17 protein-coding genes are annotated in these 20,721 nt (G+C 36.7%); 12 read left to right on the top strand and 5 right to left on the bottom strand.

Annotation, left to right across the window (positions count from 1 at the left end):
* Positions 1-82: 82 nt before the first annotated feature.
* From pbp2b to rpsI, 8 genes are all read left to right on the top strand, one after another.
* Positions 83-2,125 carry a penicillin-binding protein PBP2B gene (gene pbp2b / locus O3633_RS06830; protein ID WP_371620806.1) on the top strand — a complete coding sequence of 681 codons (2,043 nt, stop codon included), beginning with the start codon at positions 83-85 and terminating at the stop codon, positions 2,123-2,125.
* 10 nt (positions 2,126-2,135) lie between these two features.
* Positions 2,136-2,732 (top strand): recombination mediator RecR, encoded by a 597-nt coding sequence (recR, locus tag O3633_RS06825; protein ID WP_000966747.1) that lies wholly within the window; start codon positions 2,136-2,138, stop codon positions 2,730-2,732.
* A gap of 176 nt (positions 2,733-2,908) precedes the next feature.
* Positions 2,909-3,952 carry a D-alanine--D-alanine ligase gene (locus O3633_RS06820; RefSeq protein WP_371620805.1) on the top strand — a complete coding sequence of 348 codons (1,044 nt, stop codon included), beginning with the start codon at positions 2,909-2,911 and terminating at the stop codon, positions 3,950-3,952.
* A gap of 53 nt (positions 3,953-4,005) precedes the next feature.
* A complete protein-coding gene (locus O3633_RS06815) occupies positions 4,006-5,379 on the top strand; it encodes a UDP-N-acetylmuramoyl-tripeptide--D-alanyl-D-alanine ligase (RefSeq protein ID WP_371620804.1) in 1,374 nt (457 codons plus the stop codon).
* Positions 5,366-5,977, top strand: coding sequence for an NUDIX hydrolase (locus O3633_RS06810; protein ID WP_371620803.1), 612 nt, complete (start codon positions 5,366-5,368; stop codon positions 5,975-5,977). Before O3633_RS06815 ends, O3633_RS06810 begins: the two co-directional genes overlap by 14 nt.
* 120 nt (positions 5,978-6,097) lie before the next feature.
* The gene (locus O3633_RS06805; protein WP_371620802.1) at positions 6,098-6,805 is read left to right on the top strand and encodes a YwaF family protein; all 708 of its coding nucleotides are present in this window, start codon (positions 6,098-6,100) and stop codon (positions 6,803-6,805) included.
* A 159-nt stretch (positions 6,806-6,964) separates the two neighbouring features.
* Entirely contained in the window at positions 6,965-7,411 is a 447-nt protein-coding gene (gene rplM / locus O3633_RS06800) for a 50S ribosomal protein L13 (RefSeq protein ID WP_001044622.1), read from the top strand.
* An 18-nt stretch (positions 7,412-7,429) separates the two neighbouring features.
* Positions 7,430-7,822 carry a 30S ribosomal protein S9 gene (gene rpsI / locus O3633_RS06795; RefSeq protein WP_000075973.1) on the top strand — a complete coding sequence of 131 codons (393 nt, stop codon included), beginning with the start codon at positions 7,430-7,432 and terminating at the stop codon, positions 7,820-7,822.
* Between the two features lie 110 nt (positions 7,823-7,932).
* Here the strand turns inward: rpsI and O3633_RS06790 are convergent, their stop codons facing one another.
* From O3633_RS06790 to relB, 4 genes are all read right to left on the bottom strand, one after another.
* Positions 7,933-9,150, bottom strand: a complete 1,218-nt coding sequence (locus tag O3633_RS06790) for a site-specific integrase (RefSeq protein WP_214255262.1) — start codon at positions 9,148-9,150, stop codon at positions 7,933-7,935.
* Between the two features lie 67 nt (positions 9,151-9,217).
* Positions 9,218-9,478, bottom strand: coding sequence for a helix-turn-helix domain-containing protein (locus O3633_RS06785; protein WP_214255263.1), 261 nt, complete (start codon positions 9,476-9,478; stop codon positions 9,218-9,220).
* Positions 9,479-9,866: 388 nt separating this feature from the next.
* On the bottom strand, positions 9,867-11,318 hold the full coding sequence (locus O3633_RS06780; RefSeq protein ID WP_371620801.1) for a hypothetical protein: 1,452 nt from the start codon (positions 11,316-11,318) through the stop codon (positions 9,867-9,869).
* 263 nt (positions 11,319-11,581) lie between these two features.
* Positions 11,582-11,890: a type II toxin-antitoxin system RelB family anti-toxin gene (relB, locus tag O3633_RS06775; protein WP_000689631.1), complete on the bottom strand. Its 309-nt coding sequence runs from the start codon at positions 11,888-11,890 to the stop codon at positions 11,582-11,584.
* 182 nt (positions 11,891-12,072) lie between these two features.
* Here relB and O3633_RS06770 point away from each other — a divergent pair, with 182 nt between their 5' ends.
* Both O3633_RS06770 and O3633_RS06765 read left to right on the top strand, forming a co-directional pair.
* The gene (locus O3633_RS06770) at positions 12,073-17,106 is read left to right on the top strand and encodes an SEC10/PgrA surface exclusion domain-containing protein (RefSeq protein WP_371620800.1); all 5,034 of its coding nucleotides are present in this window, start codon (positions 12,073-12,075) and stop codon (positions 17,104-17,106) included.
* Positions 17,107-17,256: 150 nt separating this feature from the next.
* Positions 17,257-17,640 carry a hypothetical protein gene (locus O3633_RS06765; RefSeq protein ID WP_000719880.1) on the top strand — a complete coding sequence of 128 codons (384 nt, stop codon included), beginning with the start codon at positions 17,257-17,259 and terminating at the stop codon, positions 17,638-17,640.
* A 90-nt stretch (positions 17,641-17,730) separates the two neighbouring features.
* On the opposite strand, the gene O3633_RS06760 is transcribed toward O3633_RS06765, so the two are convergent.
* Positions 17,731-18,741 (bottom strand): site-specific integrase, encoded by a 1,011-nt coding sequence (locus tag O3633_RS06760; protein ID WP_080982606.1) that lies wholly within the window; start codon positions 18,739-18,741, stop codon positions 17,731-17,733.
* A gap of 1,135 nt (positions 18,742-19,876) precedes the next feature.
* Between O3633_RS06760 and O3633_RS06755 the strand changes: the two genes are divergently transcribed.
* Entirely contained in the window at positions 19,877-20,110 is a 234-nt protein-coding gene (locus O3633_RS06755; RefSeq protein WP_231069238.1) for a hypothetical protein, read from the top strand.
* Between the two features lie 278 nt (positions 20,111-20,388).
* A complete protein-coding gene (locus tag O3633_RS06750) occupies positions 20,389-20,682 on the top strand; it encodes a tyrosine-type recombinase/integrase (protein WP_000479747.1) in 294 nt (97 codons plus the stop codon).
* Positions 20,683-20,721 lie beyond the last annotated feature (39 nt).

Here is a 20,721-nt window from a genome sequence, read left to right as displayed (position 1 = left end):
GTCTTTTCTTTTTCCATAATTTTCTCTTCAAATTATGGTACAATGAAGAGTAAGATTTTGATTAGAAATGAGACTGATTTGTATGAGAAAATTCAATAGCCATTCGATACCGATTCGGCTTAATTTATTGTTTGCAATCGTTATTTTGCTTTTCATGACCATCATTGGTCGCTTGCTCTATATGCAAGTTTTGAACAAGGATTTTTATGAAGCTAAGCTAGCATCAGCTAGCCAGACTAGGGTAACAACGAGTTCTGCTCGTGGAGAAATCTATGATGCAGCTGGAAAACCCTTGGTAGAAAATACCGTTAAACAAGTAGTTGCTTTCACACGAAGCAATAAGATGACGGCTGCAGATTTAAAGGATATTTCCACTAAACTCTTAACGTATGTAACAGTTACCTCGCCAGATTTGACAGAACGTCAAATGGCTGATTATTATCTAGCAGATCCAGCTGTCTATAAAAAAACGGTAGAGGCTCTTCCTAAGGATAAGCGTTTTGATTCTGATGGAAATCAGTTGTCTGAGGCTCAACTTTATAACAATGCTGCTGAGAGTATCACTTCTGATCAACTGAACTATTCAGAGGATGAAAAGAAGGTTATCTACCTCTTTAACCAGCTCAATGCAGTTGGTAATTTTGCGACAGGGAATATCCAAACCGATCCCTTAAGTGACACACAGGTGGCCATCATTGCTTCAGCTTCCAAGGAATTACCTAGTATTAGCATTTCAACTTCGTGGGATAGAAAAGTTTTAGAAACCTCTCTTTCATCTATCGTTGGAAGTGTCTCTAGTGAGAAATCAGGTCTTCCGGCTGAGGATGTGGATGCTTATTTGCAAAAAGGCTATTCACTTAATGACCGTGTTGGAACTTCTTATCTAGAGAAACAATACGAAGAAGTTTTACAAGGGAAGCGCACTGTAAAAGAAATCCATCTCGACAAATATGGTGATATGGAGAGTGTGGAAAATGTCGAAGAAGGTAGCAAGGGCAAAAACATTAAGTTGACCATTGATTTGACCTTCCAAGACAGTGTGGATAATCTTCTGAAAAGCTACTTCGATTCAGAACTATCAAATGGTGGAGCAAAATATTCAGAAGGTGTCTATGCAGTAGCCCTCAATCCTAAGACGGGTGCTGTGTTAGCTATGTCAGGGATTAAACATAATCTGGAAACGGGTGAATTGACCTCAGACTCGCTGGGGACTGTGACCAATGTCTTTGTACCAGGTTCTGTCGTTAAAGCGGCTACCATCAGCTCAGGCTGGGAAAATGGTGTTCTTAAGGGGAACCAGACCTTGACAGACCAACCAATCGTGTTCCAAGGATCCCCAGCTATCAATTCTTGGTATACTCCTTATTATGGTTCTTTCCCGATTACAGCAGTCGAGGCTTTGGAATACTCTTCTAATGCCTATATGATTCAAACAGCTTTGGGAATGATGGGTCAAACCTATCAACCAGATATGACAGTCAAGACAGACCGACTAGAGTCTGCAATGGGAAAACTACGCGCGACTTTTAGTGAGTATGGTTTGGGTGCTTCTACAGGGATTGACTTGCCAGATGAATCGACAGGATTTATCCCCCAAAAATTTGACTTGGCTAATTATTTAACTAATGCTTTTGGCCAGTTTGATAACTACACACCGATGCAATTAGCCCAGTACGTTGCAACTATTGCTAACAATGGTGTTCGTCTAGCTCCACATATTGTCGAGGGAATATACGACAACAATGATAAGGGTGGCCTTGGGGAATTAATCCAAGCAATAGATACCAAGGAAATCAACAAGGTCAATATTTCTGAATCAGATATGGCAATCTTGCACCAAGGATTTTACCAAGTATCGCATGGAACTAGTCCCCTTACGACAGGACGGGCGTTTTCAGATGGCGCCACTGTTTCTATCAGTGGTAAGACCGGTACAGCTGAAAGCTATGTAGCTGGTGGTCAAGAAGCTAATAATACCAATGCCGTGGCCTATGCTCCAACAGAAAATCCTCAAATTGCAGTTGCAGTAGTCTTTCCTCATAATACCAATTTAACCAAAAATGTTGGGCCAGCAATTGCTCGCGACATTATCAATTTATATAACCAACACCATCCAATGAACTAGAAAGGAAGCCATGCTTTACCCAACACCTATTGCTAAGTTGATTGACAGCTATTCTAAACTTCCAGGTATCGGGATTAAGACAGCAACCCGACTGGCCTTTTATACCATTGGGATGTCTGATGACGACGTCAATGAATTTGCTAAAAATCTCCTTGCAGCTAAACGAGAATTGACCTATTGTTCAATCTGCGGACGTTTGACGGATGATGATCCTTGTTCCATCTGTACCGATCCTAGTCGAGATCAGTCAACGATTCTGGTTCTGGAGGATAGCCGCGATGTCGCTGCTATGGAAAATATCCAAGAATACCACGGACTATATCATGTCTTGCACGGTTTGATTTCCCCTATGAATGGGATTAGCCCAGATGACATCAATCTTAAAAGTCTCATGACGCGCCTCATGGATAGCGAGGTTTCAGAGGTTATCGTAGCCACCAATGCAACTGCTGATGGTGAGGCGACTTCCATGTATATCTCTCGACTTCTCAAACCCGCAGGGATTAAGGTTACTCGTCTAGCGCGAGGTCTAGCAGTTGGAGCTGATATCGAATATGCGGACGAAGTAACGCTCTTAAGAGCTATCGAAAATCGTACAGAACTCTAGTCTGTAAGGTTAAGGATAGATGCAATGAACTAGCAGATAATCATTTAAAAGTATAAAGAGACTGAATCTCATTTTGATTTGGTCTCTTTTCTTGTTTTTTGCTGTACAAGTTTAAAAAAAAGGACAAATGTGATATACTAAAGGACGAGTATTCTATTAGAATTGGAACAAATCATATGAAACAAACAATTATTCTATTATATGGTGGACGCAGTGCAGAACGTGAAGTGTCTGTCTTGTCAGCTGAGAGTGTCATGCGTGCGGTCAACTATGATCGTTTCGCAGTCAAAACCTTCTTTATCAGCCAGTCCGGTGATTTCATCAAAACACAAGAATTTACCCAAACTCCTGGACAAGATGAACGTCTCATGACCAATGAAACGATTGATTGGGATAAGAAAATTGCTCCAAGTGCTATCTACGAAGAAGGAGCGGTTGTTTTTCCAGTTCTTCATGGACCTATGGGAGAAGATGGTTCCGTTCAAGGTTTCTTAGAAGTCTTGAAAATGCCTTATGTCGGTTGTAACATCCTATCTTCAAGTCTTGCCATGGATAAAATCACAACTAAGCGTGTCTTGGAATCTGCTGGGATTGCCCAAGTTCCTTACGTAGCCATTGTTGAAGGGGATGACTTGGCTTCTAAGATTGCTGAAGTTGAAGAAAAATTAACCTACCCAGTCTTTACTAAACCATCAAATATGGGATCTAGTGTCGGTATTTCTAAGTCTGAAAATAAAGAAGAACTCCATCAAGCTCTAGAGCTTGCCTTCAAGTATGATAGCCGTGTCTTGGTAGAACAAGGAGTTAATGCGCGTGAAATCGAAGTTGGCCTCTTAGGAAACTACGATGTCAAGAGCACGCTACCTGGTGAAGTTGTCAAAGACGTAGCCTTTTACGACTATGAAGCCAAATATATCGATAACAAGATTACTATGGATATTCCAGCTAAGATTAGTGACGATGTGGTAGCAGTCATGCGTAAAAATGCAGAAACTGCCTTCCGTGCTATTGGTGGACTTGGCTTATCACGCTGCGATTTCTTCTATACAGATAAGGGAGAAGTTTTCCTAAACGAGCTTAACACTATGCCAGGGTTTACCCAATGGTCTATGTATCCATTACTTTGGGACAATATGGGGATTAGCTATCCAGAACTAATCGAGCGTTTGGTTGATCTTGCTAAAGAAAGCTTTAATAAACGTGAAGCGCACCTATTGTAAAGACAGACATAAGGGCGGGGAAGGACTCCTTGCCCCTTTTTAAAGGAGTAAACATGAAACTTACGATTCACGAAGTTGCGCGTGTCGTCGGTGCAAAAAATGATGTGACTAGCTATGTGGATAGTCCACTAGTTAAGGCAGAGTTTGATAGTCGATTGATTTCTGAGGGGGATTTGTTTATTCCTCTCAAGGGAGCGCGTGATGGTCATGACTTTATCGAGACAGCTTTTGAAAATGGCGCTCTTGTAACCTTGTCCGAGAAGGAAGTCGAAGGGCAACCCTACATCTTAGTAGAGGATGTTTTGACAGCTTTTCAAGATCTTGCAGCCTATTGCCTTCAAAAGACCGGTGTAGATGTCTTTGCCGTTACAGGTTCAAATGGGAAGACCACTACCAAGGATATGTTGGCCCATTTACTTGCTACGACTTTTAAAACATATAAAACGCAAGGAAATTACAATAACGAGATTGGACTGCCTTATACAGTTCTCCATATGCCAGATGACACTGAGAAATTGGTCTTGGAGATGGGTCAGGATCACTTGGGAGATATCCATCTTTTGTCTGAATTGGCTCATCCAAAGACAGCTATTGTGACCTTGGTTGGAGAAGCTCATTTGGCCTTCTTTAAGGACCGTTCAGAGATTGCCAAAGGGAAATTGCAAATCGCTGATGGTATGGAGAAAGGGGGGGTGCTTTTAGCGCCAGTTGATCCCATTGTAGAGGATTATCTACCTACTGACAAAAAAGTGGTTCGCTTTGGCCCAGGTGCAGAACTAGAAATTACAGAATTAACTGAGCGTAAGGATAGCTTAACCTTCAAGGTTAATTTCTTGGAGCAGGCTCTTGACTTGCCAGTAACAGGTAAGTACAATGCGACTAATGCTATGATTGCTTCTTATGTTGCCCTGCAAGAAGGAGTGACTGAGGAGCAAATCCGTCAAGCCTTCCAAAATCTTGAATTGACCCGTAATCGTACCGAGTGGAAAAAAGCAGCCAACGGTGCGGATATCCTATCAGATGTCTACAATGCCAATCCAACTGCTATGAAGTTGATTTTAGAAACTTTCTCTGCTATTCCAGCTAATGAAGGTGGTAAGAAAATCGCGGTTCTGGCGGACATGAAAGAACTTGGAGACCAGTCTGTTCAACTCCATAATCAGATGATTTTGAGCATTACACCCGATGTCCTTGATACCGTTATTTTCTATGGCGAAGACATCGCTGACTTGGCTCAATTAGCTAGTCAAATGTTCCCAATCGGTCATGTTTACTACTTCAAGAAAACAGCTGAGGAAGACCAGTTTGAAGCCATGGTTAAGCAGGTCAAGGAAAGTCTTGGCGCACATGACCAGATTCTGCTTAAAGGTTCCAACTCTATGAATCTAGCCAAGCTAGTAGAAAGCCTAGAAAATGAGCACAACTGATTTCGCCAAAGCTATTCAGAGAATGTTAGCTATCACTGATACTGGGTTGACCTATTCCAAGGATCCTTATGACCGTGAACGTTATGAGGATTTACGTCAGATTTTATGGAGTGTCTTGCAGGATCAAACAGAGCTTGATCAAGAGGAATTGACTGCAATTTTAAAACCAACAGGTAGCTATGCAACTCCCTTGATGGATGTAAGGGCATGGATTGTTCAAAATCAGAAGATTTGCCTGGTTAGAGGGCAAGGAGAGGATACTTGGGCATTACCTGGTGGTTTTGGCGAGGTAGGATATTCTCCCAAGGAAAATATCCGAAAAGAAGTTCAGGAAGAAACAGGATTTACGGCAGAAGTAGGCTCTTTATTGGCAGTTTTTGATACCAACTGCTTTCAACTTCAGAACAAACAGTATGCCAAGTTCGTCTTTGACTGTCAGTTATTGGATGGTCAATTTCAAGAAAATCAAGAAATTGCAGAACTTGAATTTTTTGATATCAAGAATCTCCCACCCCTATCTGAAAAACGAATAACCAAAGAACAAATGGAAATTCTATGGCAGGTCTATCAGGGTGAGCGGGAACAGTATGTCGATTAGAAGCTTTGTTTTATATTAAGATCGACAGTTTCTTTTACACAAAAATATAAGAAATAAATGTAAGCTAGGCTCTATAAAAATCAGTAAGAGATTGGCTTATATGAAAATGAGGAAAGTTACATGAATGTTTGGGATGCTTTATTTAGCACGCAGCCGACGGAGCCACCCCAATTTGACCTTCTTTGGTATGGCAGTCTATTTACCTTATTGGCATTGACTGTATTTCTTGCCTACCGTTATGGTGAGAAAAAAGTCTGTCAGCGATTTTTCCAGATTTTACAGGCGGTACAGCTAATCCTGCTCTACGGATGGTATTTAGTAAATCAGATGCCTCTAACTGAAAGTCTTCCCTTTTATCATTGCCGTTTAGCAATGTTTGTAGTGCTTTTGCTTCCTGGTGTTTCTAGAGTCAAACAGTATTTTGCTGTGCTAGGAACCTTTGGGCCTTTGGCGGCCTTTGTTTATCCAGTGCCAGATCCCTATCCCTTCCCCCACATCGCCATTTTGTCCTTTATTTTCGGACACTTAGCCCTCCTTGGAAATTCCTTGATTTATCTTTTGAAGGACTACGATGCTAGCTTATTGGACTTCAAACGAACCCTAATCATCACATCTTCGCTTAATGCGGTGATATTTGTGGTTAATCTAATGACGGGTGGAGATTATGGCTTTTTGACAAGACCACCATTGGTTGGAGATCACGGTCGTCTGATCAATTATCTAGTGGTAACGCTATTCCTGACTTGCGCCATTTATTTAGTCTCTAAAATTTTTCAGACAATCCTTCAGGAGCAGGAAGAAAAAAGGTTGAGAATCTGGCAGAAATAAAAAAATATTTTCCCAATCTCTTGACTTTTATCTGAGAATTTTGATACAATAGTAGACGGTATTGTTTACCCCATTTGTAAGGCCCCGGAACCTTTCAAATAACTTGCGGACCGGAACATCCGCCCTGTAAACAAAAACGATATTCATATAGGAGAAATCATGAACAAAACTACATTCATGGCTAAACCAGGCCAAGTAGAACGCAAATGGTACGTTGTTGACGCAACTGATGTACCTCTTGGACGCCTTTCAGCAGTTGTTGCTAGCGTACTTCGCGGAAAAAACAAACCAACATTCACACCACACACTGATACAGGTGACTTCGTAATCGTTATCAATGCTGAAAAAGTTAAATTGACTGGTAAAAAAGCATCTGATAAGATCTACTACACTCACTCAAACCACCCAGGTGGATTGAAATCAATCTCTGCTGGTGAACTTCGTTCTAAAAATGCAGTACGTTTGATCGAGAAATCAGTTAAAGGTATGCTTCCACACAATACTCTTGGCCGCGCTCAAGGTATGAAATTGAAAGTATTCGTTGGAGCTGAGCACACTCACGCTGCACAACAACCAGAAGTTCTTGATATTTCAGGACTTATCTAAGGAAAGGAACAATAAAGTATGTCACAAGCACAATATGCAGGTACTGGACGTCGTAAAAACGCTGTTGCACGCGTTCGCCTTGTTCCAGGAACTGGTAAAATCACTGTTAACAAAAAAGATGTTGAAGAGTACATCCCACACGCTGACCTTCGTTTGGTCATCAACCAACCATTCGCAGTTACTTCAACTGTAGGTTCATACGACGTTTTCGTTAACGTTGTAGGTGGTGGATACGCTGGTCAATCAGGAGCTATCCGTCACGGTATCGCTCGTGCCCTTCTTCAAGTAGACCCAGACTTCCGCGATTCATTGAAACGCGCAGGACTTCTTACACGTGATTCACGTAAAGTTGAACGTAAGAAACCAGGTCTTAAGAAAGCTCGTAAAGCATCACAATTCTCAAAACGTTAATCAATACGATTATATCAACGTTTCGAAACACTTCATGGTTCACACCATGGAGTGTTTTTTTGATGATTTTTAGTAAAATTCACACCACTTTTCACACCAAATTCACACCATTACTTTTTAAGATTACGAAAGGCAATTTCTCCAACAGCCATTGGAATTACGTTTGAAGTGTTGACATAAGTCTTAGTTGTAATCGTATCACTATGAGTGAGTGCTTCAGAAATAGCTTCCATAGAGGTTCCAGCCTGTTTAGCGAGTGTAGCTCCTGTATGTCGTAATTTATGAGGGGTTGCATGTGCGAGTTCTGGATGACGACGCTTAACAGATTTCATCTTGTTGTTAAGATAATCAGCATGGAGACAACTGTTTACATTTCCCTTTGTATCAATATACGTAAAAACATACTGTTCAGAAGTTTGCATGATGTTAAATGAAGCCAGTTCAGATTTTTGTTGCTTCTTCCAAGAATTTAACAAGTCGGTAAGTTCTTGTGGAATCGAAAAAATCGTCTTTTTATTCCCTTTAGTTGATTTTTGATTTTTATATCTATCTAAGGCTTGAACCAATTGAATTTGTTGATTTTTGAAATCAATATGTTTCCATTGCAAAGCGTAGCTCTCTGACTTTCTATCTCCTAAAAAGAAGGTAGTATAGAACAAAACATAGTCTTTGAATAGAATTTTTTCAGTCTCTAAATCCTTTTCAAAAGCTGTAAACCATGCTTGAAGTTCTTCTTGAGATAGATATAAATCTTCATCTTTTTTAGATTCCTGTAGCTTGATTTTCTTAGTTGCTTTGATACGGCTTATAGTTTTTGATAAGCGATTAGTTTCGATATACTCTAATTCTTCTGCCCAGTCAAAGATAGAGTTAACGTAGCTCCTGATAACTTTGAAATTTGCATATTCTTCAGCCTTTTGAGTCAATAAATTTAGTACAACTTGCTTATTTTGATTAAGAAAGTCTATTGAATAATTCCCAAGTAAGGGTAAGATGTGTTTTCTAAAAGCAATTTCTGTTCCAACTATAGTTGCTTGAGAAGGTGGTTTAGCAGTAGAAGTAGTCTGACCTGCTTTGTAGGATTCCCACCAAATGTTTTGATAGAAATCTGAAAAAAGGATAGAACCACTATTTTCTAATGAGACTGAATCTCCACTATGAATTTTATCAATCTTATTTTGAAGTTCTAGTTCATATTTTTTTGCTTCAATCCTTGTTTTGAATCGTTTTTCAATCACTTTCTTATCAACACCTAGTGAAGACTTCACATCCTCAGGAATATAGACACGTAAGCGATAGGTTCCGTTTTTAGTTTTTGTAATAGACATAGTATTCTCCTTTTGAATTGAGCTAGAAAATACCATGGTTACATTATAACAAACGACCATAGAATTTCTACTGCTTTTGTAACCAGCGATTGATTTCAGATTTGCTAAAGCGAACAGTTTTTCCAACCTTAATGCAAGGTAAGCCTTGCTTAATCCAGTTGTCTAAAGTATTGTTGGTTATATTCAAATATTCACAAGTTTGCTTTTTATTTAAAAATTGATTGGTATTTTCATTAATATCTAAAAATTTATCCAGTTCTTTCTTAACAGTATCTGATATTAGTAATTGAAATTGCCGAATCATTTCGTCTGGAATAAATAAATTCATAAATAGTTCCGTTTATTTCTTTCTATTAATATTTTTATAGGAGCATTAGTAAGTAACTATTATCAAGTACATTCTCTGTTTTCTGTTTATAGAATGTATAGATTGCTTCCCTACTATAAAAACTGGTATATAATCCTCTTGAAATTTCTAAATTTTATTGCGATAATAGTAGTAAGTAATAGGTATTATTACTGAAATATTTTGAGTTTGTTTCTGACACCGACCAAAGTTTGGAAACAAGCTCTTTTTTATTTTTACTTAAAGTAACTTTCATATCCTTATCCTTTTAAAAATATTCGAATAGCAGTCACGGTACATATTTATACATGCTCCTTGATATATCAACGTTTTTTGACATTGAAGAATAAATTTGCTATTAAAATAGCTGCTAAATTTTTATTCCATCTCTTAATCTTTTTAAGATCAGTTTTAACATTTTATCTTCAAGTTTTTCTTTTGTATTTTTTTTAATTGTGTTATTGAAGATCTTATTTCGTTCTTCTAAAGAGTATGTTTTTAGTGGAAAAGTTTTATAAGAAGTTGTGGAAGGGTTTATACGAGTACCTAAACCATATTTTTTTGCTTCTTCCAGTGAATGGAACATTACTCTTATTATTTCTAAAACATGCCAACTAGTCATTTTTCCTAATGCATGTTTTGTTTCCGTATTTACTTCGTGGGATTGGAGCCTTTCTAGGATTCTTCTTTTAGTTGTACCCCTATTTGTTTTTAAAAATTCTAATGGAAGAAATGTAATGATTTCTTCATCAATTAAATCAGATACTGTAGTATTTGATAACTGATCAATAACAAAGAGTAAAAATACCGTCATATAATCTTGAGGTTTACATTCCTTATAAATCTTATCTAACATCTTTTCGCACGAATTAATTGATTTCTCAAGAATTTCTTCGTATTTAAAGATAGCTAAAGACAATACAGATTCTAAATATTGAATAATCTTTTCATCAGTTAATTCTGTTAAGAAATGGGAATCTAATTTATTAGCTATATTACTATCCGTTAATTCGATTTCATATCTAAAGATTTCTAGATTATTTAATGATGAATTTATTTTACGGATTTGTCTGTTCTTTTTTGCTTTCTCAATTTTATTATAAAAAGTGTGTATTTCTTTTTGATTAATTTTGCTCGTTATCATTGAAAAACCATCTGCATTTTTACTTGTTCTATGGTTTTTTAAATCTGCTTTCTTTTCTTTTGCAAGTGACCTTATTAATAATTGACGAGTTTGTAAAGATGGCAATTTATCAAAAGCAATTGTGAATGCTAATTCAATCTTCTTAAACCTAACATAATCCGGATTATATTTGATTTTAATCTTATAATCTCTTTCTAACTTATGTAATACCTCTAGTAATCTTAATTTAATCCCATTAATGCCTGTAGTTTGAAAATTGGGAGAAGGACCGTTAAGTTGGATTGCAGTAAATTTTTTTTTGTAATCTTCTTCTTTAAGACTAATTGTTACTTTTCCTAAATCTTCTGATTGAATAGTGATCTTATCTAATTCTCCTTCTGAATTATAATTTAGAGAAACTGTTTCTTTAAAGATTTGTTCATCAAAAACGTTAGGATCATAAGTTACTTCTGGGCTAAGAATTGAGACTGTACAGTTATCAATACCCCAATAAGATGGGGTAACTGAGAAACAAGATTTTATATTATTTTCATTTTTTTGCTGTAGTTCTAGTAATTTTCTCTGTCTGAGTTCTCTATTTTTCTTATGCTTTTCCTTTTTTCTTCTTTCTGCAGGGGTTAAATGACGTTTCTTAGCCGCTTCTCTTTCTCGTTTACTTTTTTTATATCTTCTTACCATGTATATTCCTCCTTGTTTCTAAATCTGTAATGAAGATGTACTTCTAAAATGTAATTTTCTTTAAAATTAAACCTCCTTTTTTATTTCATTAATTAGTATGCCATTAATTTCACTAAAAATTATGTTTTTTTTATTTTTTAGTGAAAAAAATTTTTTAAAATAAAAAAACACTCAATTAAGAGTGCTTTAAAAACGCGTCGTGACAAGGTTTTGAAGGAAAAAGTAAGTTTTTATCTACTTTTATCTATTTTAAAAAAATTTTTTTATTCTTCATTTAATTTTAGAATGTTGAGAAAAAGATCAATAATTTCAGTACGATTTTTATTTAGTTGAATTTTTTCGATTAAAAGTTGAAGATTATCATCTGAAGTTTCAGAAAGTGGTCTAAAAAAATCAGAAGGATTTATATCCATGGCAGATAAAATTTTTAGTAGAGTATCGACAGACAAGTTTCTTCTATTATTTTCAATTAGATTAATAAAAGGTAAGCTAAGATCACTTTTTTCAGCAAGCTCTTGTTGTGTTAACTTTTTACTTAGTCGATATTCCCTGACTAATTCTCCAATCTTCATTTACAAATTCTCCTTTTAATTATTGTATATATTTTTTGTTGATATTTATATAAACAATAGTGTTTAAAATATACGTTTTTATTTACAATAGTAAATAAAAATGATATAATGAGAGCGTTTGTAATATTATAAGAAGGGCTTGGATTTGGGGCAGATGCACTTCAAATTTTGTGTGGGTAAAAATGAAATCAAGAAAAAGCAAAAAGAATAAAAAAATAACTCTTGCTTTAGCGGCAGGAGTTGCATTAACAAGTTTCTCAACGTTATCTGTAAAAGCAGATGAACAAGTTGATGTGAAATCGACAGACAATACAGTAGCTGAAGAAAAACACGTACAAACTTCACCTACAACAGCCATCACTCAAGTTGAGGGTGTTGAGGTTTCAAATGGAACTGCTCTTGTAACTAAAGCTCCAACGGAAACCATTGTCCAAGAAGCAAAAGGAATTAAAGACCAAGCTGACCAAGCTGTTGAAGCTCAAACTCCTGTTGTTGAAGATGCTAAGAAGCATGAAACTACAACTGGTGAGGCAGAGGCTAGTGCTAAACAAACACTTGACCAAGCTGAACAAAAGAAAGCTTCCGCAACTCCTGAAGCAATCGAAGGAACAAAAAGTGCAATTGACACTTCTAAGAAAGAAGTGGCAACACACACAGAAAAAATTGATTCTTTGAAAGAACAACAAAAACAAGTGCAAGGAAAGAAAGATGCACAAGAAGCTGTTGTTAAAGATGCTACGGAAGCTACAAACAAGCAAGCTGAAAAAGTTGATAGTGCTAAGAAGAAAGTTCAAAACGCTCAGGATGTTTTAAATGGAACTGGCGCTGATAAGGTTATCAAAGAAGAAAATGATGCCAAGAAAGACCTAAAAGCTAAAAAAGCTATCGTGAAAGATGCGAAAAAAGCTCTTGAACAATCACAAGATGCGGATGCGAAAAAAGCTCGTAAATTGAGTGATGCAAAAAAGCTTGAAGCAGGACAAAAGAATACTTTTGACCAAGCCACTGATGCTCTTTCAAACGCAACGCAAGCTCACAATGAAGCTACATCTAAACGCAATGTTGCTAAACAAAACAAGGACAACGCTCAAGCCGTTCTTGACGGAACTGGTACAACAGCTATCCTAGATGAGCGTAAACATGCACAAAACAACTTAACTACTAAAAAATCAGAATTTGAAGATGCTTCTAAAAAGCTGGATGATGCCAAACGTGCAGATGCTAAAAAAGCAGGGGATATTGCTAAGTTGGAAGGCGAAAAAGCAGATGCCGAAGCTACAAGTGCTTCTACTGCAAAAACACTTCAAGATGCAACTGAAAAAGCAAATGGAACTGCTTCAGCCCTAACTGTTGCCCAACAAAACAAAGATAATGCACAAACTGTTCTTGACGGAACTAGCACAAAAGCCATCTTTGATGAGCATGATGATGCCGAGTCTGACTTAGCAACTAAAAAATCAACATTTGAAGATGCTACTACAAACTTGGATAATGCCAAACGTGCGGATGCTAAAAAAGCAGAACAAGTTACTGGTGCGACAACTAACCTGAAAGAAACAACTGCGACACTGAAGCAAGCAGAAGATGCCTTCAATGAAGCTCAAAATGCTGCAAATCAAGCTTCTGACGAATTGAAGAATAAGAAAAAAGCTGAAAAGAAAGCTCAAGAAACTTTGGATGCTTCTAAAGGGAAAGTAGCTGGTGTTACAAATGAACGTGACAATGCCAAGTCTGATTTAAAAACCAAAGAAGATGTTCTTGCAGATGCTACTACAAAATTGGAACAAGCAAAAGGCAAAGATGCTGAAAAAGCTGAACAACTTCGTTTGTTGGATGAAGCTAAAACTCAGGCTGAAGATGAAGAAGCTACAACTAAAAAAGCTAAAACAAAAGCTCAAGGTGGCGCAAACCTTGCTTCCACTAAACTTCAAGAAACTACCGCAGATGAAAAAAATGCAAAAGATAGCCTTACTTCATCTGAAAATCGTTTGCCAGGTGTTACAGAAGAGCGTGACAATGCCAAAGCTGACTTAGCTACTAAACAATCTGAAAAAGATAATGCAGAACGTAAACTGGATGAAGCTAAAAACACAGATGCTCAAAAACGTTCTGACATCCAAGAACTACGAACTCTCAAAGGTGAACAAGAAGCTGCTGTTCGCGAAGCAACTCAAGAACTAACTAACGCAACAACTGCCGCTGAAAACGCTGAAAATGCGAAGAATGAAGCGGATAAAACTGTTGATACTCTTGAAAAACAAATCGCTGCCATTAAGAATCTGACTATTCCTCAATTGCCACAAAATGTCATTGCAGCTTACAAGACTTACTTGAATGATGCTAGTGAAGCAAATAAGCACGCTTTGAACAACGCCATTCAAGCATGGTATAAAGGTGGTAAATATGATTTTGGAAAACCGCAATTTGTTTGGAATCCAAAAACTAAGAAAAATGTCTTTACTGGTTGGGACAACAAAAACATTGTTCTTCCAATTGATGACACTCTAGTTGATTTGGATAACATCACTGATGAACAAATCAAAGCTTTGAGCCACTATTACGCTCTTTTGGCGAATAATCTCCAAGACCAAGTTTGGGGAACGCACAACTTTATCGTTACCAAAGAGTCTATCCAAGGAATTAAAAATATTGCCAAAAACTATGCGAACGAAAATAAACCCTACAATAGTGGGCATAGCCATACAGCACTTAATAATGATGGTGTTGATGAGGTAAAATGGAATGGCGAAGTTATGAATCGCACAAACACATTAAGCAGCACTTCACCTTTAGAAAAAGCCATTGACACTGAAAAAACTCATAAAGCTACTATGTCTCAACTTTATCGTGAAGTTTATGACTCAGTTATTGCCTTTATGACTAATGACATCCATGCCAACTTTGGACACATGAAAGGGATGGTAGGACGTGTTAAACCAACCTATCCAAGCGCAGTTGGAGGAAACATTAGTTATACTGCTGATAACATTGGACGCATGCACTTTGTTCAATTTGCTGGTAAAAACGCCCATACAGAAACAACTCTTAACCCTGCAACTGGGGATCGTACTTCTGTTTACATTGACGATTACTACGATAAAGGTATCGCAAAACCACTCCCAACTCCATTTGATACTAGCAAGATGGAAAAAGAATTAGCACAAGCTAAGGAAACGCAGATTTCTGCCCTTGCCACTCACAACAACGCTCAACGTCGTTTAAGTGCTGCTAAACGTGCAGATGACACTGCAAAATCTGAACTTGCAACTACTACAACTCGTCTTAACACCTTGCTTAACACGCAAGACTTGACACCTGATGCAGAACGTGTTCTTAATGCTGCTAAGTCAGAATTAAGTAAAGCACAATTGCGCAATACAAACGCAAGCACTGCTTATGCAGATCTTATTCAAGAGATTAAGGATAAGCGTGCTACTCACCAAGAAACAGAAAAAGCCTTGTCTAAAGCAACTGTCGCAAATAAAGTTGCACAAGAAACTCTTGAAAAAGCAACTACTGAACACGATAATGCTCTTGATAAACTAAACAGTATTAAAGATGCTATCAAACGTACAACAGCGATTAAGGATTTAACTCCTGATGCTCAAGCTAAGTTCGATACTGCTAAAGCAGAACATCAAACCGCTAAAACACGACTTGAAAATGCTGAAAAAGCCTTGACTGACCTCAATAATGAGATCACTACAAATAGTGATAATCTTGAAACAGCCAAGACAGAGTTAAAAGAAGCTGAAAAAGCTGATAAGACTGCACAGGCTAATCTTACGCAAGCAACTTCTACTAAAGACAATGCTTCTAAAGCGCTTGATGCCGCAAAAGATGCTCTTTATAAAGCAAATGCGATTAAAGAGATGACACCTGAAACTCAAGCTGCATTTGACCAAGCAGAACTAGCTTACAATACAGCTAAAACTCGTTTGGAAAATGCAGAAACAGCCGTCAACAACCTAAACGCTGACCTTGCAGTGAAACGCCAAGCTTTGGCTGATGCTATCAAAGCACTTGAAGAAGCTGAGAAAGCTAACACTACTGCTCAAACTAAGAAAGCTAATGCAGAAACAGCACATGCTAAAGCGACAAGCACCCTTACAAACATCCAAAAAACTCTTGCTTCACTCCTTGCCATTAAGGACTTGACTCCTGATGCAGAAGCTAAATTTGACCATGCAACAGTAGAATACAAGGCTGCTCAAACTCGCTTGGAAAACGCAGAAACAGCCGTTACTAACCTAAACGCAGGATTGAAAGAAAAACGCAAAGCTTTGTCAGATGCCGTTCAAGCACTTAAAGAAGCTGAAACTCTTGCGAAAGCGACACAAGCTGAACTGGAAGTTGCACAAGCTACTTATCAAAAAGCTGATGATGAGCTTACAGCTACTCGTAAAGTGATTGCAGAATTGGAATCAATCAAGGACTTAACTCCTGATGCCCAAGATGCTTATGACCAAGCTCTTAAAGCTGAAGCTCTTGCAGAAAAACGCTTGTCAGATGCTAAATTGGCAGTTGAAAATCTAACTGCTGATGTCAAGACTAAACAAGAAGCTTTGGATAATGCGCAAGCTGAACTTGCACAAGAAGAGAAAGCTCTTGAAGAACTCAAGGCAAAACAAGCCCAAGAGGAAAAAGTTCTAGCAACCATTCAAGCCCAACTAGACGACTTGAAAGCTCAAGAAAAAGCTATTCGTGCAGAAATTGCTAAAATCGAAGACAGCATCAAAGAGATGGAAGTTCTTCTTAATAGCCTCCTCCACGCTTCTGAGAACTACGAAGTCGCAAAAGAAGCCTACGAAAAAGCTCTTGAGGCTCACCGTCAAGCTCTTCAAACTCTTGAAGTAGAACAAGCCAAACTAAATGCTCTCCTCCAAAACCAATTGGATGCCAAAGCGCAGTACGAGGCTGTTCTACTTGCATATCAGAGGGCATATAATAAACCTCAAGAATCATTGAACCATAGACATGATTCTAAGGTAGAGAAACTAGAGCATAAAGTAGAAAATATAGAGCATAAACTGGTAACAGATAAACTTAGAACTGCTTTAAGTAATCCAGCTTATATCTATGTTGGAAACGAACCTAAATATGGTGTCAATACGACTTTACCAAATACAGGTTCAAGTGAAAATATGTTGATGGTAGTTCTAGGAACTATACTTAGTGGAATTGGTCTAGCATTACCACTTAGAAGACGTGATTAACTAGAATCTACGAAGTTAGAGTTTTGTTAACATAATTTGTTATTTATAAGGGCATAACGAATACAACATGAAATTTTTAGTATTTTAATTTCTATAAAAAAGATTTTAAATTTTTATTCAATACATTTTAGTATTTTAGGAGGAAAAATAATGAAAAAAATTATTGCGATAGTAGCTTCTGTACTTGTAGCACTTTTAGTGGCGGGTGGAGCGTTCTTTTACCTAAATCAAAAATCTGATCCAGCAAGCCAGTTCGTTGGCTCATGGTATGATAAAGAGCATGATGTTATGATAGTATTTAAAAAAGATAAAAGCCTTGAAGTGACTAATGATAAAGATGAAACTAAAGAAGGAACATGGAAAGTAGCTGGTAAATATATCAAACTGACTATCGATGGTGCATCTAGTGCAAAAGCAGAACTGCCTGAAGAAGATGCTAAAGAAGTGAAAAAACTTGATTTTAAGTTTGATACACTTAAAACATTACAAAGTAAGTTTCGTATAATTGATGGAACATTTGAAAAGCAAAAATAACTAAATAGTCTTAAAAAAAGGTAGCTCAATCATTTGAACTACCTTTTTTATTTTAAGGAGAGATATATCATTATTTTTTAGAAGTGCTGATTAGTTTGCTTGTGCGATTAACTTATATGCATAGGACTTTTGAAACTCTTCTGGTCGATTGTGTCCGAGAGCACGCGATACAATTGAACAAGCCTTTCGATCAAGGACAACACCTTTTAATTCGCCTCGTAGATAAATTTTTTCTTTTTTATCTTTGATATGTTTGGGATCCCGTGCGACAAGAAGATAAAGACGTTTTGCGTATTCTGCACGATATTTATGAGGTTTTAAAGCAGTTGGAACTTGAAATACACGCTTTTTACCAGCTAGTTTAAATTCTTCAACAAACCTTTCTAATTCCTCTTTGTCTCGCGTAATAATCGGAACCCATCGGTCTCGTGCTCCTTTTGATTTATGTTTTTTACCAATAATTTTAAGATAATATTGACCATCCTCACGTTGGTAGAGGGAGTCTCCAGTAATAGCTTTTAATTCATTTTTTCGTAGTCCAGTGGCAGATACGATTGAGAACCAGCGATTATTTGTTTCTTCAGACATCCTGTCGTCATTAGACTTCAAACGATTATTCTTTTTGTCGGCTCGATATCGAATATCCGTTGCAATAAAAGCGGTAGAAGGTACTCCTAAAACTTTGGCTAATGCTGCTTTATAGGTTGACTGGGTTGGAGCAGAAAGCCCTAATTTCTTACAATGTTCTAAGTATTGATTTACTAAGTCAATCCATCCTTCTATATCGTTAGATTTACCAAGAGCTTCTAACTCTTCGGCAGTAGTTATTGAGGCAACAAAGGAAGCGAATCTGCTCCAGGAACCAGCGTAGTTATGAAGAGTTCGGTCTGTATGGATTAAATGAATGTCTTCTCCCGTTTTTTTGGATTCATTTCGCTTGATACCTTTTCCTTTTTTAAAGCGCGTGACTAGATTAGTCAATCCTTTTGATTGGACGAATTGTTTACGGCCTTCGAAAGTAGTTAGAGAATCCATCTGTTGTTTCTTAGCTTTCTCTTTAGCTTTTCGTCGATCAGCACGACTACGTCTCTTCTTTGCCATAGTTCTTTCCTTTCTATAGTAGATAATGTGCTTTTAAAGAAGATCTTAAGAAAAATCTTAAGGTCTCTTTTATTCAAGTTGAAGTAGTGCAGTGACTTAAGCTTATATTCACTGATGTAGTATCTTCCCTTTGCTTAGGGCGCTTCTTAATTGATGGCTAAGAAGATAACCAAGTCATTTTACAACATGACAAGTTGACTCAATTCAAATAAGATGTAGAGTTCCATCTTGCAGATAAAGATCTGTTGTTTTTTCTTGTTAGTCTTTTTCAGGTTTAAATGCTCTGAATTTAGCGACTGAGCTAAGCTAGTTTTTGTATTTGATTTTTAGACTTTTGTTATTTACTTTAGTTTTTATACTTTGATTTTTTACTTTGATATGATCAAAAAATTTTTTTAAACTGCTGTTGACATTACTTTTATTATCTATACATTTATTTTTTATTGGTAAATGAAATACAAAAATTGGTTCCTGTTATTTACTTTCGTTTTTTACTTTTATTCTTTACTTTGTTACGATCAAAAAATTTTTTTTAAACTGCTATTGACATCTTTTTTATTATCTATACATTTATTTTTTTTAGTTAATGAAATACAAAACTGGTTCTTTCCTAACCCAGCTTAAACCTACTGTTTCCACGATAGCTACCTCCTTTCAAACATAAAAAACGTAGCTATATTAGTTACGTCTCTACTCAATCAATTATCTTGATATTATTAGTATGCCATAAATTTTAAAATAAAAAAATTAGGATAAGATTTTTTTACGTTATTCACTTTTACCTAGTACTGTGTGTTTAGCGTGACTTACACATACGTTTCTGTCAACGCTAAACACACAGAAAAATTAGAATTGCAAAATATATGAGGGATGAGAGAAAGAGGAAAAACTACAAAAAATTCAATAAGTGAAACAATATCTTTATCGTTTTTTCTTAATTATTTTTTTTATAAATTGGGATTTGTGGCATACTATAACTGTAAAAACATTTTAGGAGGAAACAACTATGTTTCTAAAATATTATTCACTCATTAACTATATTCTCTATAAAAATCGCAGAGAATTCGAAAACTCATTTGATTGCTACCCCAAAAAGACAGTGTATGAGTTCTATATTAGGGAGTCTACAGGAGGAATGAAAATTAGACAAAAAGAACATAATGCAATTCATGTTAGCCTATTTTCTAATAGTGGAAGTTATATTACACTTTACTTAAGGAATTTTACGCCAGATGATTTGGTGGCTGTGATGAACTCATTAATCAAGCAGAAGAAAGAACTTGGATATGAGCGGTTGATTTGCATGTTATCAGAGCTCAAAAATGATGAACGCTTAAGTTTATTGATGAAGTTATCCAAAATGAAATAAATATACTGGGACCAAGCAAACTGCACCCCAAAAGTTAGACAGAAAAAAACTAACTTTTGGGGTGTAGTTCAGTCCCTCTTCCTTTAAAAATCCGAATCATCATTTTTATTTCAAATAAGGTAGTGATTCGGTTGATTTATATTGCAATGTAGTGAAATTTAGAATTTCAAAAATCGCTTTGAATCAAGGTCTATACCGTCTAGTGACGTGTAGTGAATCCCTATTTTACTTCTATAAATAACAAACAGGGCAGAGCATTGTATCATATAGAAATTTCAATGTTCTTAAGAGGTGGAACTAGTCAGTCCGCTAAGTATAATAAGAAAAGTAGAAAATCCTATAAGGATATTGACGATCTAGTCGATTTTGATAGACCTGTTCACATAGTTCCCCATATGTTCCGACATAGTTTTGTTTCAGTCATGGCTGATAAGATTGTAAGCCTAAACGTTATTCGAGAGTTTGTAGGACATTCAGAAGATAGTAGAGATATAGAAAAAATCTATCTTCATGTCATGCAAAAAGGAAAACATAAAATTGAACAAGCCATGATAGATTTAGCTAAAATATAAAATGAGTAATAGTTGTGGTTATTGATTCAGTTTCATTAA

The sequence above is a fragment of the Streptococcus sp. 27098_8_22 genome (assembly GCF_041432415.1).
In the GTDB taxonomy this organism is placed as follows: domain Bacteria; phylum Bacillota; class Bacilli; order Lactobacillales; family Streptococcaceae; genus Streptococcus; species Streptococcus pseudopneumoniae_M.
The sequence above is the reverse complement of the archived record's forward strand: the minus strand, read 5'-3'. Positions and strand labels throughout refer to the sequence as shown.

Bases quoted from the DNA above. Each gene is read 5' to 3' on its own strand.
- O3633_RS06805 (WP_371620802.1), top strand. From the start codon at position 6,098: ATGAATGTTTGGGATGCTTTATTTAGCACGCAGCCGACGGAGCCACCC.
- O3633_RS06750 (WP_000479747.1), top strand. From the start codon at position 20,389: ATGTTCTTAAGAGGTGGAACTAGTCAGTCCGCTAAGTATAATAAGAAA.
- O3633_RS06820 (WP_371620805.1), top strand. From the start codon at position 2,909: ATGAAACAAACAATTATTCTATTATATGGTGGACGCAGTGCAGAACGT.
- O3633_RS06765 (WP_000719880.1), top strand. From the start codon at position 17,257: ATGAAAAAAATTATTGCGATAGTAGCTTCTGTACTTGTAGCACTTTTA.
- O3633_RS06790 (WP_214255262.1), bottom strand. From the start codon at position 9,150: ATGTCTATTACAAAAACTAAAAACGGAACCTATCGCTTACGTGTCTAT.
- O3633_RS06760 (WP_080982606.1), bottom strand. From the start codon at position 18,741: ATGGCAAAGAAGAGACGTAGTCGTGCTGATCGACGAAAAGCTAAAGAG.
- O3633_RS06810 (WP_371620803.1), top strand. From the start codon at position 5,366: ATGAGCACAACTGATTTCGCCAAAGCTATTCAGAGAATGTTAGCTATC.
- O3633_RS06785 (WP_214255263.1), bottom strand. From the start codon at position 9,478: ATGAATTTATTTATTCCAGACGAAATGATTCGGCAATTTCAATTACTA.
- relB (WP_000689631.1), bottom strand. From the start codon at position 11,890: ATGAAGATTGGAGAATTAGTCAGGGAATATCGACTAAGTAAAAAGTTA.
- rplM (WP_001044622.1), top strand. From the start codon at position 6,965: ATGAACAAAACTACATTCATGGCTAAACCAGGCCAAGTAGAACGCAAA.
- recR (WP_000966747.1), top strand. From the start codon at position 2,136: ATGCTTTACCCAACACCTATTGCTAAGTTGATTGACAGCTATTCTAAA.
- O3633_RS06780 (WP_371620801.1), bottom strand. From the start codon at position 11,318: ATGGTAAGAAGATATAAAAAAAGTAAACGAGAAAGAGAAGCGGCTAAG.
- O3633_RS06770 (WP_371620800.1), top strand. From the start codon at position 12,073: ATGAAATCAAGAAAAAGCAAAAAGAATAAAAAAATAACTCTTGCTTTA.
- rpsI (WP_000075973.1), top strand. From the start codon at position 7,430: ATGTCACAAGCACAATATGCAGGTACTGGACGTCGTAAAAACGCTGTT.
- O3633_RS06815 (WP_371620804.1), top strand. From the start codon at position 4,006: ATGAAACTTACGATTCACGAAGTTGCGCGTGTCGTCGGTGCAAAAAAT.
- O3633_RS06755 (WP_231069238.1), top strand. From the start codon at position 19,877: ATGAAAATTAGACAAAAAGAACATAATGCAATTCATGTTAGCCTATTT.
- pbp2b (WP_371620806.1), top strand. From the start codon at position 83: ATGAGAAAATTCAATAGCCATTCGATACCGATTCGGCTTAATTTATTG.